We start from the raw sequence: 12,984 nt of genomic DNA, 5'->3' as shown, positions 1-12,984 counted from the left end.
TGGATTTCATGACCATCGCACTGATCACCGGAGCCAATAAGGGCATCGGATACGAAACCGCCCGCCAGCTCGCCGCCCGCGGCATGACCGTGCTCGCCGCGGCCCGCGACCGCGGGTTGGGGGAGGCTGCCGTCGAGAAGTTGAAAGCCGAAGGCGCGCAGGCGCGTTTCGTGCAGCTGGATGTCACCGACGGGGAATCCATCGAGCGGGCCGCCGCATGGATCGGCGGTGAGTTCGGCAGCCTGGACATTCTGATCAACAATGCCGGGATCACCGGCGGTCTCGACGGGGACGGCAAACCGTCCTCCACCGGCCTGGCCAATCTGCGGGCGGTGTACGAGACCAATGTGTTCGGCGTGGTCGCCGTCACCAACGCCATGCTGCCGCTGCTGCGCCGGGCCGAGGCCGCCCGGATCGTGAACGTCTCCAGCGAGGTCGGTTCGCTGGCGGGCATGTCGGATCAGGCCGGTCCCATGTGGCCGATGGCCGCCATCCCGTACCCCTCCTCGAAGACCGCGCTGAACATGGTCACCGTCATGTACGCGAAAGAACTGTGGGACACCCCGATCAAGGTCAATGCCGCCAACCCCGGCTACTGCGCCACCGACCTCAACCACAACACCGGCTTCCGCACCGCCGAACAGGGCGCGCACCCGTCGGTTCACTTGGCGACCCTGCCCGCCGACGGCCCGTCGGGGGAACTCTGGGGCTACCTGTGGGGCGCGGACGAATACGGCCGTCTCGCTTGGTGATTCACTCCGCGCCGCGTTCGTGCAGTAGCAGCATGCCGTAGGCGGCGACGGTATCGGCGTCGACGATCTCGCCCGACCGGATCATGCGCTCCAGCTCCGCGCGGGTGAACCAGCGCGAAACCATGTCCTGCTCCGAGGATTCCCGTTCGTGCGGGCCCTCGGACAGGGCGGTCGCCAGGAACACGTGCCCCCAATGGCTGCACACCGAAGGCGCGACCGCCAGCTTCCCCAGTAAGGTCATCCGCCCCGCCCGCAGCCCCGTCTCCTCCCGCAGCTCCTGCCGCGCCACCGCCTCCGCGTCGAAAACCTCATCGGCCACGGTCCCGGCGGGAAACTCCCAGCTACGCCGGTCGATCGGATACCGGTACTGCTCGACGAGCTGGAACCGTTCGCCGTCGAACGGCACCACGATCGCGAAATCGGACTTCTCCACCACCGAATACAGCGCCGGCTGCCCATCCCATCCCGGGATGTAGTCCTCCCGCACCGTAATCCACTTGTTCGAGTACACCTCGCGCGAGGAAATGGCATCCATGCCCCGATCCTGCCCCATGACCGGCCCGGGTTCGAAGATCGAACCGTTCGGCGTGCGGGTCTGACCAGCGGTGCATACGATTCGGTCGGTACCGAACGGAGGTTGCTGATGCGGGTGAACGGTGCCGTCGCGGCGACCGCGGCCGTCATGGCCGGATTCAGCGTGGTGTTGTGGCAGACCGATGCGCGGCTGGCGGTCGCGCCGTGGATCCTCTGGTCGTATCTGATGATCTCCATCGCGCTGCACGAACTGGGCCACTTCGCGGCCGCCCGGGCCCTCGGCGCTCGTGTCGAGGCGATCTACGTGGGCGGAGATCCGGACCGGCCCGGTGTCAGCGCCGGCTTCCGAATCGGCGGCGCGCGGGTCTTTCTCGGCTGGCGCACGGGCGGGTGGACGAAGATCCCCGCGCTGCACGCGGTCGCGCGGCCCCGGCTGATTTTCGCGGCGGGACCGGCGGTGAACCTGATCCAAGTGGCGCTCGCGCTCGCGGTTCCCCTCCCCGGCCTGATCCGCTTCGCGCTCTGCGTGCCCCCGGCCGCCTTGCTCGCGGTCGGTCTTACTCCGGCGCGTGATCGCAGGAGTGGATTCTGGTCCGACGGTGCGCACCTGCTCGGTCTGGCTCCGAAACCCCAACCTCCGACGCTGAACCATCACTTCGGCATCCCGGCCCTGGCCCTGCCCGCCGCCGCCGGCCCGGCCGATCGCGCCGCCCTGGCCGCCACGGTCCTGGCGGTCTGCTGGCGCTCCCTCACCGCGCCCGCCCGCGATGCGGCCGACCGGGAACTCACCGCGAAGCGCCTGGCATGGCTGAGCGACAACACCGCGCGCACACCACGATTGATGCGGGTGCTGGCATTGGCCGAATTGCGCGCAGACCGCCCCGAGGCGGCCGAGGCGCTGTGCGGCGAAGCGCTCACGGGGGATTCGGTGCTCGCCGGCGCGATGGATGACGGCAAGCACGACGAAGCCTTCGCGGTGGGCCGCGCGCTTGCCGTACACGATGAAGCTCGACCCGGCGCATCGCCGCCCACAGCTCCCCCTTCCGCCGAATTCCAACGCCCCGAAGCCATTCCGGCCGAGCCCCGATCCGCCGCAGTCGGTCAGCGGGAGCTGACCGCTGTCGAACTGGCTGATGTCCATGCGATTCGAGCGCTCGCTGCCCACGCTCTCGGAGTCCCGGCTCAGGACCACTTGCGGGCGGCGGTCGCGCTCGATCGAGCCGGTGACCTCGTGCGGGAAGCAGTCCGCGCCATCGTGGGCAGCCCGAAGCCGGTTGGACAGGCGATCACCGGGAACTGAATGCGGCCGCTACTCGGCCGATGCCGCAACCATTTCCCGGTTTCGGTCAGCGCGAGCGGGTGACGGCGCGGGCGGCGGCCATGGTGGCGGCGGCTAGGGATTCCAGAGCGGCGGCGGTCAGCTGCGAGTCGGGGCAGGCGACTATCGAGGCGGTCACCGCGCCCTCGGGGGAGAAGATCGGGGCGGAGACCGAGACGACCGCATTGTGGTCGGTCAGCTCGTCGGGGAGGTAGTCGATGGTGATGAGGTCGGTGATGAGGGCGCTGAGCCGATGGCGCAGGGGGTCGGTGACCGGTGAATTGCGCAGGGAAGCAAGGGCTTCGAGCATGGGACCGGAGTCGTCGGCGAGGCGTTCGACGGTATAGCCGCGGGTGCGGGTGGCTTCGAGGACCGCTTCGAGGCGGGGGCGGTGCGCGGGGTCGGCGGCGTCCAGCCAGGCCCGGCGCTCGGATTCCGGTGCCCAGGCGATGAATTCGCGGGTGACCGGGGGCGCGAGGGGCATGCGGCGGCCGGTGCGGATCCAAGGGACCGAGGGAGTGCCGAGGACTTCGGTGATGACGATGGTGTCCTGCTCGCGTTCGGCGAGGAAGACCGGGACCGCCAAGCTTTCGTGCAGCTCTCGCAAGGGGGCGGCGGCCAGGCGGCGCAGGGGGAACGCGGATTCGGCACGCCGCGCGACGGCTAGCAGCGACAGTCCGAGGGCGTAATTGCCGGCGTCGTCGCGGGTGGTCCAGCCGTCGGCGGTGAGCTGGGTGAGGACGGCGTGCGCCGTGGCGCGCGACATGCCGGTGGCCCGGACGATGCGCGCCAGCGACAGGCGTTCGGCCGGATGGCGCGACAGCAATTCGATGGCCTGGACCACGCGGCGGGTCGGCGGCGAGGTCGCGGCGTCGGCGGCGGCCTCGGATGTCGGTGCGGCGGTGGTCATTCGGGTGGGTCCATCCCTGTTCGTCGGGGGCGAGGCGACGCAATTATCCGTGGGGCTGGGTCCGGCGGCCAGGCCGAGGCGTCGGAGCGGCCCCGGATGCCGGTGCGGCGGGGGCGTGAGCAGGCATGACCGCGGAATGTGGGGCGGGGTATTGACCGCCACTGGTCGCCCGACCTATCGTCGGTGTCACATTATCGAACGATAGCGTCGAATATTCGACAACGCAAGTTGGGCGGGTCGGCGCGGCGAGTGAGTGACGTTGATGCGTGCGGGATACGAGTTGTCGCACCTGTCCGCCCTGGAGGCGGAGTCGGTGCACATCATCAGGGAGGTGGCGGCCACCTTCGAACGGCCGGTGCTGCTGTTCTCCGGCGGCAAGGATTCGGCGGTGATGCTGGAGCTGGCGCGGCGGGCGTTCTGGCCGGCACCGCTGCCGTTTCCCCTGCTGCACATCGATACCGGGCACAACTTCGACGAAGTGATCGACTTCCGGGATCGGACCGCTGCCCAGCTCGGCGCGCAGTTGCTGGTGGGGAGCGTGCAGGAGGATATCGACGCGGGGCGGGCGGTGGAGAAGCCGGGCGAGACGCGCAATCGCTTGCAGACCACCACTTTGCTGCGGTCGATCAGGGAGCATCGGTTCGATGCGGTGTTCGGCGGGGCGCGCCGCGACGAGGAGAAGGCGCGCGCCAAGGAGCGGGTGTTCAGTTTCCGGGACGAGTACGGGAGCTGGGAGCCGCGGGCGCAGCGGCCCGAGGTGTGGAACCTGTACAACGGGCGGCACGCCAAGGGCGAGCACATCCGGGTGTTCCCGCTGTCGAACTGGACCGAGCTGGATATCTGGGAGTACATCGACCAGGCGGGCGTGGAGCTGCCGTCGCTGTACTACGCGCACCGGCGGACCGTGCTGGAACGCGACGGAATGCTGTTGGCGGACAACCGGTTCCTCACCGTCGGCGCGGACGAGAAGCCGTTCGAGACCACCGTGCGCTTCCGCACCGTCGGCGACGCCACCTGCACCGGCTGCGTGGAATCCACCGCCGCCACCCCCGCCGAAGTGATCGCCGAAACCGCCGTCACCCGGCTCACCGAACGCGGCGCGACGCGCGCCGACGACCGCATCTCGGACTCCGGCATGGAGGATCGCAAGCGAGAGGGCTACTTCTGATGCGCCGCAACCTTTTACGGCTCGCCACCGCGGGCAGCGTGGACGACGGCAAGTCGACGCTCATCGGGCGCCTGCTGTTCGACTCCAAGTCGCTGTTCAGCGATCAGCTCGATGCCATCGAGAAGGCGAGCGTGGCGCGCGGGGCCGGCCAGCCGGATCTGTCGCTGGTCACCGACGGGCTGCGGGCCGAGCGGGAGCAGGGCATCACCATCGATGTCGCCTACCGCTACTTCGCCACGCCGCGCAGGAAATTCATCATCGCCGACACCCCCGGGCATGTGCAGTACACCCGGAACATGGTGACCGGAGCCTCCACCGCCGACCTGGCCTTGATCCTGGTGGACGCGCGCAAGGGCGTCTCCGAACAGACCCGCCGCCACGCCTTCCTCTCCTCGCTGCTGGGCGTCGGGCACCTGGTGCTGTGCGTGAACAAGATGGACCTGGTCGACTACTCCGAGCAGCGGTTCGAGGAAATCCGTTCAGAATTCGCCGATTTCGCCACCAAACTGGATGTCGGCGACTTGAGCTTCGTGCCGGTATCGGCGCTGCTCGGCGACAATGTGGTGGACACCTCGGCGAAGATGAGCGACTGGTATCCGGGGCCGCCGCTGCTGCGGCACCTGGAAGAGGTGCACGTGGCCTCGGACCGCAACCTCATCGACACCCGCCTGCCGGTGCAGTACGTGATCCGGCCGCACGGGGAATCGCAGCGCAGCTACGCGGGCACCGTCGCGGGCGGCATCTTCAAACCCGGCGACGAGGTCGTGGTGCTGCCGTCCGGGCGCACCAGCAAGGTCGCCCAGATCTGGGGTCCGGGCGGCGGCAAGGTGGAGGAAGCCTTCACCGGGATGGCCGTGTCCCTCACCCTCGACGACGAAATCGATATCGGCCGTGGGGATATGCTCGCGCGCCCCGGCAATCAGCCGCATCAGGATCGCGAACTCGACGCCATGGTGTGCTGGTTCTCCGACGACACCGAATTGCGGGCCGGCAATTCGTATCTGATCCGCACCGCCGCGCAGACCTCGAAGGTGGAGGTGGCCGAGCTGGACTACCGGCTCGACGTCAACACCCTGCACCGGCAGACCGACGCGGATCGCCTGGGGCTCAACGACATCGGGCGCGTGATCGTGAAGTCGCGGCAGCCGCTGCTCTTCGACCCCTACCGCGACAATCGCTCGACCGGCAGCTTCATTCTCGTCGACGAGGCCACCAATCAGACCGTCGCGGCGGGCATGATCACCGGGCGCTCCACCGGTGCGCCGAAGGTGGAGCACAAGGCCTCCAATGTGGTGTGGCATCGCTCGGCCGTCGAGCGCACACAGCGCTTGAGCACGGGTGCCACGGTGTGGCTGACCGGGCTGTCCGGGTCCGGGAAGTCCACCATCGCGGTGGAATTGGAGCGGCAGCTGATCGCCGCCGGGCAGCCCGCCTACCTCCTCGATGGCGACAATCTGCGGCACGGGCTGAACCGCAACCTCGGCTTCACCGATGACGACCGGCGCGAGAACATCCGCCGGGTCGCCGAGGTGGCGGCGCTCTTCGCCGACGCGGGCATGATCGCCATCGTCTCGCTGATCAGCCCGTTCCGGGCGCAACGCCGCGACGCCCGCAAGCTGCACGACGAGAAGCGGCTGCCGTTCCGCGAGGTCTTCATCGACACGCCCCTGGCCGAATGCGAACTGCGCGACCCCAAGGGGCTCTACGCCAAGGCGCGCGCCGGGGAACTGCGCGAGTTCACCGGCATCGACTCGCCCTATGAGCGACCGGAATTCGCCGAGCTCACCATCACTCCGTCGGCCGGCACCCCGGCCGATATCGCCCGCCTCATCCGCACCGAATTAGGGATCACCGATAGCTGATGAACCAGCCGCATATCGAACAGGCCGAGTTACCGCTCACCGAGCCGTTCCTGGCCGCCGTCGCCGAAGCCGAAAAGCTTATCGCGGCAGCCGATTTCATTCGCGACGAGCACGACCTCGCCGAGGGGTACGACTATTTGCAGGGCAGTATCGCCGCGGTCTTGCAACTGTCACGGGCGCACGGGACCTCGCATCCGTACTTCGTGACTTCGACCGGGCCTTACACCAAGATGGGCCTGGATAATCCGGACACGCTGTACTACCACGCGAATATCGAACCGGGGGCGGAGTACCTGCTCACGGGGGTGCGCGGGAGCACCGTGGATCTCAGCTTCCAGGTGCTCAAAGGCGATTACACCGCCACCGATGTGCCGGGCGGGGAGGACGCGTTCGACGATCGGCGGCTGGAGATCGCCGAAGACGGCAGTTACACACTGCGATTCGGGCCGCCCAAGGAGAATCCGGAGCCGAACTACTTCCAGCTCGGCGAGGGCGCGTCCATGCTCGCGGTGCGCGAGGTGTACGGGGACTGGGCCACTGAGCGCAAGGGGCGGATTCGGATCGAGCGGGTCGATACCATCGGCACCGCACCGGTGGAAGCCGATGCGGCGCAACTGCGTAAGCGGTATCGGGCGGCCGGGCGGATGTTGCTGACCCGCGTGCACACCTGGTTCAACTTTCCGAAGTGGTTCTATCTGAATCTGCCGGTCAATACGCTGACCGAACCTCGGTTGACGCCGGGGGGTTTGAGCACGCAGTACTCGTCGGTGGGGCACTACGAGCTGGCCGACGATCAGGCGTTGATCATCACGGTGCCGAAATCCGATGCGCCGTATCAGGGTTTCCAGCTGGGCAATCGCTGGTACACCTCGCTCGATTACGTGAACCATCAGACATCGTTGAATTCCGCGCAGTCGCAAGTAGATCCGGACGGGAACATCCGTCTCGTCGTATCGGCGCGCAATCCCGGTGTCACCAACTGGATCGAGACCACCGGGCGCAAGCTGGGCATTCTCCAATTCCGCTGGCAGCGGGTGGGCCGGCCGATCACCGAGGCCGACGGCCCCGCCATCGAACTCGTCCCCTTCGACAAGGTCGCCGAACGGCTGCCTTTCCACGAGACCAACAAGATTGACGAAACCGCTTGGCGCGCACGCATCGCCGACCGTCAGCGGGCCTTCGCTGAGAGGATGCTCGGATGACCCGTCTGCAAACAGGACTGCTCGCTGACAAGGTGATCGTGGTCAGTGGTGTCGGTCCCGGACTGGGCCGGTCCATCTGCCTCGAGGCCGCCGCTGCCGGAGCCAAGGTCGTGCTCGCCGCACGCACCGAATCGCGGTTGAAGGAAGTGGCCGCCGAGATCGAGGAGATGGGTGGCACCACGCTCTGCGTGCCCACCGACATCACCGACGATGCCGCCGTGCGGAACCTGGTGGAGCGCACCCTCGCCGAATTCGGGCGGGTCGACGCATTGATCAACAATGCCTTCGCGGTGCCGTCCATGAAACCGTTCGCGCGCACCGACTTCCAGCAGATCACCGACAGCCTGGAGCTGACCGTGCTGGGCAATCTGCGCATGACGCAGGCGTTCACCGATGCGCTCGCCGAAACCAAGGGCGCGGTCGTGATGATCAACTCGGCGGTGCTGCGGCACTCCGAACCCCGTTACGGCAGTTACAAGGTCGCCAAATCGGCGCTGCTCGCCATGTCGCAGACGCTGGCAACCGAGCTGGGGGAGAAGGGGATTCGGGTCAATACCGTCGCCCCCGGTTATATTCACACCGATCAGCTCAAGTGGTATTTCAGCGAAGTCGCCAAGAAGTACGGCATCACCGCCGAGCAGGTGTACGAGACCACCGCCGCGAAATCCGATCTGAAGCGGCTGCCCGAACCCGACGAGATCGCCAACTCGGTCATCTTCCTCGCCTCGCCGTGGGCCAATGCCATCACCGGGCAGACCCTCGACGTCAACTGCGGCGAATACCACGTTTAAGGAGCACGAATGAGCGGGCGTACCAACGTCGGCACCGTCGAGGATCTGCACGCCTCGGCCACCAAGCTCACCGGGCTCGACGATTTCGGGTCCGATGATCACCTCGAGGGTTTGAGCGTGCTGCTCGAGTCCTACCAGCGCGATGCGGGGCTCACCGAACTCGGGTCGAAGATGAGCCGGTACTTCCTGCGCGGGGCGCTGGTCGCGCGCGCCTTGAGCGAGGCGTCCTGGAAAGCGAATCCGGGATATGCCGAAACCTCGGTCAGCCGGCCGATTTTCGTGACCGGGCTGCCGCGCACCGGGACCACCGCGCTGCATCGGCTGCTGGCCGCCGATCCGCAGCATCAGGCCCTGGAGATGTGGCTGGCGGAGTTCCCGCAGCCGCGGCCGCCGCGCGAGAGCTGGGCGAGCAATCCGGTGTATCAGGGGATCGATGCCGGGTTCGCGCAGCATCGGGTGGAGAACCCGGACTTCATGGGCGTGCACTACATGAGCGCCGCCGATGTGGAGGAGTGCTGGCAGCTGCTGCGGCAGACGGCCAAGTCCATCTCCTACGAGTCCCTCGCCTATCTGCCGACGTACTCGCAGTGGCTGCGCAAGCAGGACTGGACGAATGCCTATGAGCGGCACAAGAAGAACCTGCAACTCATCGGGCTGGGCGATCAGCGGCGCTGGGTGCTGAAGAACCCGAGCCATCTGTTCGCGCTCGACGCGCTCATGGAGGTGTACCCGGATGCGCTGATCATCCAGACGCATCGCGATCCGGTGACCATCGTCGGATCCTCGTGCAGCCTGTCCGAGCACGCGGCGCGCGGCTGGTCGACGGCCTTCACCCGGGAGCGGATCGGTGAGACCCAGCTGGAACTGTGGTCGCGAGGTCTGCGCGAGTTCCATAACGCGCGAGCCAAGTACAACCCGGACCAGTTCCTCGATATCCAGTTCGAGGAGTTGCGGGCGGATCCGCTGGGCACCGTGGAGCGCATCTACTCTGCTTTCGGATTGTCGTTCGACGAGCCCGCCAGGAACGCGATGACGGCCCTGGACGAGGAGAGCAAATCCGGTGATCGCAAACCGACCCACAAGTATTCTCTGGCCGATTACGGGCTGACCGAAGACCAGGTCAGAGCGGAATTCCAGATCTCCTGACGCGCCCGGAAAACCTTCCAGCTATGGTTAGCGTCACCTAACGCCATCGCGGGTGTTGAGTTGGAAGGACCAAGGCAATGAACGGACGCTGGAACGGGATGCCGTCGCTGCGCAAGAACGCTCTGCGCGCGACGGCACTCGGCGCGGCGCTGATGGTCGCCGCTGCGTGCAGCAGTACCTCGTCGGACACCGACGACGTCAAGGCCATCGACGGCAATCATTACGCGCAGACCAATCTGGCGGCCAATGCCGACAAGTACAAGGCCCAGTTCACCTTCCCCGACATGGTGAACGCCTGGGGCATCGCGGATCGGCCCAAGGGCGCGGGCGGCCACTTCTGGGTCGGCGGCGGCGGGTTCTCCTTCCAATTCGTCGGCGATGTCACCGCCTCGCCGGATCCCAAGTTGCAGACCCTGTTCCAAGATCCGCTGAAGCTGGTCACCGTCCCGGGCGCGGACTCCGACACCTCGGACAAGAGCGTCGGCAAGACCACCGGCGTCGTCTTCAACGGCGCGCCCATCACCTCGGACCTGTTCGTGGTGAAGGATCAGCCGGTCAGCTACGACGGCAAGAACGAAAAGCTCACCGGCTCCGCGCGTTTCATCTTCGCCACCGATTCCGGCAAGATCTCCGCCTGGACCGAGCAGGGCGCGGGCGGCGCGATCGTCCGCCACGACGGCCCCGCGCCGCTGATGTTCGACGGCTCGGACCAGAAGATGCAGTTCTTCGGCATCGCCCTGGCCCCGTCGGGCGACAAGCTGCTGGCCGCCGATTTCGGCGAGAACTCTCAGATCCGCACCTTCGACAAGAACTGGAAACTGGTCCCCACCACCGGTTTCGCCAACCCCTTCGCCACCGGTGACGCGATCGACGCCGCCGACGCCGCGAAGGGCAAGAAGGTCAAGCCCGGCGATCCCGCCCCCTGGAACGTGACCACCCTCGGCCAGCGCGTCTTCATCTCCTACGCCACCAGCAAGCCCGGCGAAGAGGATCCGTCGAAGATCGATGCCGGCGAAGAGGATTCCCTCGACGCCGCCGCCGAGAAGGAAGCCAAGTTCAAGCCCGCCAAGGGCAAGATCGCCGAATTCGACGCCACCGGCAAACTGGTCCGCACCCTCGACGGCGCCGACCGCTTCAACGCCCCCTGGGGTGTCGCCATCGCCCCCGACAACTTCGGTCCGCTGTCGGGCAAGCTCCTGGTCGGCAACTTCGGCGGCTCCGGCCGCATCGTCGTCCTCGACGACAAGACCGGCGAATTCGTCGACTACCTCCGCAACACCGTCAACCAGCCGGTCGAGATCGCGGGCCTGTGGGGCCTGCTCTTCGGTAACGGTGAAAGCCTCGGCGACGCCAACGCCCTCTACTTCACCGCCGGCCCCGAAGACGAGAAAGACGGCCTCTTCGGCAGCCTCCGCCTGAAGTAATCCCGCCCACATTCCAGCGCCCCGAGCCGTTTCCGGCTCGGGGCGCTCGCGTTTCGTGAGTTAGTGTGACCCCCGAAGTTTCGGAGCAGCCGGGGGAATTCACATGAAGCGCACCAAGTTCGGCGTGGCCATCGCCGCCGTCCTCATCGCCCTCGCCGGCTGCTCCGCCAAGGACGACGCCAAGGACCTGAAGTTCGGCGAGACCATCGACGTGGACGCCTACGACAACGGCAAGGTCGGCATCGGCATCACCAGCATCGAAACCGGCTCCAACGCAGACCTTTCCACCCTCGAGAACGCCGCCAAATACACCGGCAAGACCCCGTACTACGTGCACTACGTGGTGGTGAAGCGGGTCGGCGACAAACACGCCAAAGGTGACTTCGCCGCCTACGCCGGCGACAGCCAGCTCACCCGCCTCAGCGTCCAGTCCCGCCTGGACCTCTCCGACCGGGGCAACGTGAAGCGCCAGGTCTTCGACAAATGCAACTCCGACGCCTTCCTGAACGAGGTCACGGTCGGCCAGCGCATCGAAACCTGCATGATCTTCCTCGCCGACCCCGGCACCGCCCGCCCCACCAAAATCGAGTACATCGTCGACCGCAAGACCACCCTCGCCCGCTGGAGCTGACCCCAGCCCGAAATCGGCCGCTACGCTTCGAAGACCTCTTCGACGCTGCCGGCCGTCAATACGCGAGCGGTCCAGGCCCGTAATTGCGCGGAATCCGCGGTGCGAATGGCGGCGGAAGTCGCGTCGGTCAGCGGCCCGAACTTCAACGACAGCAGCTCGATCAAAGTCTCGGCCCGTCCCTTGGCCTCACCTAGAGCTTCGCCTTCGGCGCGGAGCTGTTCCGCAGTCGTCATGATGACCTCCTTGGCTCGAGGACCGAGCCGGTCGATGACCGGTCCCAGGTCGGCCACACTGGTTTTCCCGACAGTAAGAATGTACGTCACCAGCGGCTCGAGCTGGCCGTTGGTCGTCATCGCGTGAAGATCTTCGAGCACAGCCAGTAGGTGTTGGCCCAGGTGCTGACTACCGGGAGCGACTTTCAGCGCGATCAGCATCAATCGGGTCGCGGGTGTGAGATCGCGAGCACGCAGGGCGGGCAGGTCGACGGTGGTGAGATCGTCGAGCAGGAACTGGAATCGGGGAAGATAGCTGTCGAGTGCGGTGCTGGTGGTGGGGTCTATGTCGATGAGTTCGGACAGGTTCGTGGGGTGTTCCAGTGGCGACCTGTCGGGCTCGCGTGGACGACCAAGGGAATTACGGCTGGTAATCGCTCAGCTTTCGGGTGCTGATTCAGATAGTGGTTCCAGATGCCGATGATGTACTCCAGCAGCCGCAGGCGTCGTGTGGGTTGTTCGGCTCCTCGGCCATGGTTGCGCAACGTAGTCGATTTCTGTGGCTACGCAGTTGTTTTGGGGGTGACATCCGAGTCGACACGCGCGGATGCCTGGCGGGCCAGGGCGGTGGAGAGGGTGAGGGTGTCTTCGAGGACGAGGTCGTCGGTGAGTTTGCCCCAGCGAAGGGTGAGCCATTGGATCGCGGTGTTGCGGTAGGGGGTTCCGTCGGCGAGGGTGCCGGTGACGCGGAGGCGGGCGGCGACGGTGGTGTTCCAGGGCCAGCCGTTTGCTACTACGTCTTCCAGTTCGAGGCGGAGGCCGGGGAGGTGGCGTTCGAAGGTGTCGAACCAGGCGCGGAAGGCTTCGCGGCCGTGGACGTCGGCGCCGAGGGCGGTGTCGCCGAGGAAGCGGAAGTGGACGTCGGGGGCGGCCATGGCCACGGCGGCGTCGAAATCGCCGGCGCCTGCTCGGCGCCAGGTTCTACGGACCAGGTATCGCACGATAGCGTGGTACATATAATGCACGTTAAGCTG

At 66.7% G+C, this 12,984-nt stretch carries 14 protein-coding genes; 9 read left to right on the top strand and 5 right to left on the bottom strand.

Translation table 11 applies throughout. From position 1 onward, the window contains the following. Window positions 1–8 precede the first annotated feature (8 nt). Window positions 9–752 (top strand): SDR family oxidoreductase, encoded by a 744-nt coding sequence (locus NI1_RS35160; protein ID WP_067830444.1) that lies wholly within the window; start codon window positions 9–11, stop codon window positions 750–752. A 1-nt stretch (window position 753) separates the two neighbouring features. On the opposite strand, the gene NI1_RS35155 is transcribed toward NI1_RS35160, so the two are convergent. After that, entirely contained in the window at window positions 754–1,287 is a 534-nt protein-coding gene (locus NI1_RS35155; protein ID WP_067830441.1) for an NUDIX domain-containing protein, read from the bottom strand. A 108-nt stretch (window positions 1,288–1,395) separates the two neighbouring features. On the opposite strand from NI1_RS35155, the gene NI1_RS35150 reads away from it, so the two are divergent. Beyond that, on the top strand, window positions 1,396–2,586 hold the full coding sequence (locus NI1_RS35150) for a site-2 protease family protein (RefSeq protein ID WP_067830218.1): 1,191 nt from the start codon (window positions 1,396–1,398) through the stop codon (window positions 2,584–2,586). Window positions 2,587–2,632: 46 nt separating this feature from the next. On the opposite strand, the gene NI1_RS35145 is transcribed toward NI1_RS35150, so the two are convergent. Continuing rightward, window positions 2,633–3,514, bottom strand: a complete 882-nt coding sequence (locus tag NI1_RS35145) for a helix-turn-helix domain-containing protein (protein WP_067830216.1) — start codon at window positions 3,512–3,514, stop codon at window positions 2,633–2,635. Window positions 3,515–3,776: 262 nt separating this feature from the next. Here NI1_RS35145 and cysD point away from each other — a divergent pair, with 262 nt between their 5' ends. From cysD to NI1_RS35110, 7 genes are all read left to right on the top strand, one after another. Further along, a complete protein-coding gene (gene cysD, locus NI1_RS35140; protein ID WP_067830213.1) occupies window positions 3,777–4,682 on the top strand; it encodes a sulfate adenylyltransferase subunit CysD in 906 nt (301 codons plus the stop codon). Then, on the top strand, window positions 4,682–6,544 hold the full coding sequence (gene cysC / locus NI1_RS35135) for an adenylyl-sulfate kinase (RefSeq protein WP_067830210.1): 1,863 nt from the start codon (window positions 4,682–4,684) through the stop codon (window positions 6,542–6,544). The genes cysD and cysC overlap by 1 nt, the downstream gene beginning before the upstream one ends. Further along, on the top strand, window positions 6,544–7,746 hold the full coding sequence (locus NI1_RS35130) for a hypothetical protein (protein WP_067830208.1): 1,203 nt from the start codon (window positions 6,544–6,546) through the stop codon (window positions 7,744–7,746). Before cysC ends, NI1_RS35130 begins: the two co-directional genes overlap by 1 nt. Then, window positions 7,743–8,537, top strand: a complete 795-nt coding sequence (locus tag NI1_RS35125) for an SDR family oxidoreductase (RefSeq protein ID WP_067830205.1) — start codon at window positions 7,743–7,745, stop codon at window positions 8,535–8,537. The genes NI1_RS35130 and NI1_RS35125 overlap by 4 nt, the downstream gene beginning before the upstream one ends. A gap of 9 nt (window positions 8,538–8,546) precedes the next feature. Beyond that, complete coding sequence (locus NI1_RS35120) at window positions 8,547–9,683, top strand: sulfotransferase family protein (protein WP_067830202.1); 1,137 nt, start codon at window positions 8,547–8,549, stop codon at window positions 9,681–9,683. Between the two features lie 77 nt (window positions 9,684–9,760). Beyond that, window positions 9,761–11,107, top strand: a complete 1,347-nt coding sequence (locus tag NI1_RS35115; protein WP_439957332.1) for a TIGR03118 family protein — start codon at window positions 9,761–9,763, stop codon at window positions 11,105–11,107. Window positions 11,108–11,210: 103 nt separating this feature from the next. After that, window positions 11,211–11,738 carry a hypothetical protein gene (locus NI1_RS35110; RefSeq protein WP_067830200.1) on the top strand — a complete coding sequence of 176 codons (528 nt, stop codon included), beginning with the start codon at window positions 11,211–11,213 and terminating at the stop codon, window positions 11,736–11,738. Window positions 11,739–11,758: 20 nt separating this feature from the next. Here the strand turns inward: NI1_RS35110 and NI1_RS37605 are convergent, their stop codons facing one another. From NI1_RS37605 to NI1_RS35095, 3 genes are all read right to left on the bottom strand, one after another. Further along, window positions 11,759–12,091 (bottom strand): RpnC/YadD family protein, encoded by a 333-nt coding sequence (locus NI1_RS37605; RefSeq protein WP_157535510.1) that lies wholly within the window; start codon window positions 12,089–12,091, stop codon window positions 11,759–11,761. Between the two features lie 203 nt (window positions 12,092–12,294). Beyond that, entirely contained in the window at window positions 12,295–12,495 is a 201-nt protein-coding gene (locus tag NI1_RS40205) for an Rpn family recombination-promoting nuclease/putative transposase (RefSeq protein ID WP_084524205.1), read from the bottom strand. Between the two features lie 18 nt (window positions 12,496–12,513). Next, window positions 12,514–12,966, bottom strand: a complete 453-nt coding sequence (locus tag NI1_RS35095; protein WP_067830194.1) for a nuclear transport factor 2 family protein — start codon at window positions 12,964–12,966, stop codon at window positions 12,514–12,516. Window positions 12,967–12,984 lie beyond the last annotated feature (18 nt).

This window comes from Nocardia inohanensis NBRC 100128 (assembly GCF_001612945.1).
Lineage (GTDB): Bacteria > Actinomycetota > Actinomycetes > Mycobacteriales > Mycobacteriaceae > Nocardia > Nocardia inohanensis.
This window is presented reverse-complemented; position numbering and strand designations above follow the sequence as displayed.

Coding starts and splice junctions, on each gene's coding strand:
- NI1_RS35095 (WP_067830194.1), bottom strand. CDS start 12,966: ATGTACCACGCTATCGTGCGATACCTGGTCCGTAGAACCTGGCGCCGA.
- NI1_RS35130 (WP_067830208.1), top strand. CDS start 6,544: ATGAACCAGCCGCATATCGAACAGGCCGAGTTACCGCTCACCGAGCCG.
- NI1_RS35150 (WP_067830218.1), top strand. CDS start 1,396: ATGCGGGTGAACGGTGCCGTCGCGGCGACCGCGGCCGTCATGGCCGGA.
- cysD (WP_067830213.1), top strand. CDS start 3,777: ATGCGTGCGGGATACGAGTTGTCGCACCTGTCCGCCCTGGAGGCGGAG.
- NI1_RS35155 (WP_067830441.1), bottom strand. CDS start 1,287: ATGGATGCCATTTCCTCGCGCGAGGTGTACTCGAACAAGTGGATTACG.
- NI1_RS35145 (WP_067830216.1), bottom strand. CDS start 3,514: ATGACCACCGCCGCACCGACATCCGAGGCCGCCGCCGACGCCGCGACC.
- NI1_RS35160 (WP_067830444.1), top strand. CDS start 9: ATGACCATCGCACTGATCACCGGAGCCAATAAGGGCATCGGATACGAA.
- NI1_RS35110 (WP_067830200.1), top strand. CDS start 11,211: ATGAAGCGCACCAAGTTCGGCGTGGCCATCGCCGCCGTCCTCATCGCC.
- NI1_RS35115 (WP_439957332.1), top strand. CDS start 9,761: ATGAACGGACGCTGGAACGGGATGCCGTCGCTGCGCAAGAACGCTCTG.
- cysC (WP_067830210.1), top strand. CDS start 4,682: ATGCGCCGCAACCTTTTACGGCTCGCCACCGCGGGCAGCGTGGACGAC.
- NI1_RS35125 (WP_067830205.1), top strand. CDS start 7,743: ATGACCCGTCTGCAAACAGGACTGCTCGCTGACAAGGTGATCGTGGTC.
- NI1_RS35120 (WP_067830202.1), top strand. CDS start 8,547: ATGAGCGGGCGTACCAACGTCGGCACCGTCGAGGATCTGCACGCCTCG.
- NI1_RS37605 (WP_157535510.1), bottom strand. CDS start 12,091: ATGACGACCAACGGCCAGCTCGAGCCGCTGGTGACGTACATTCTTACT.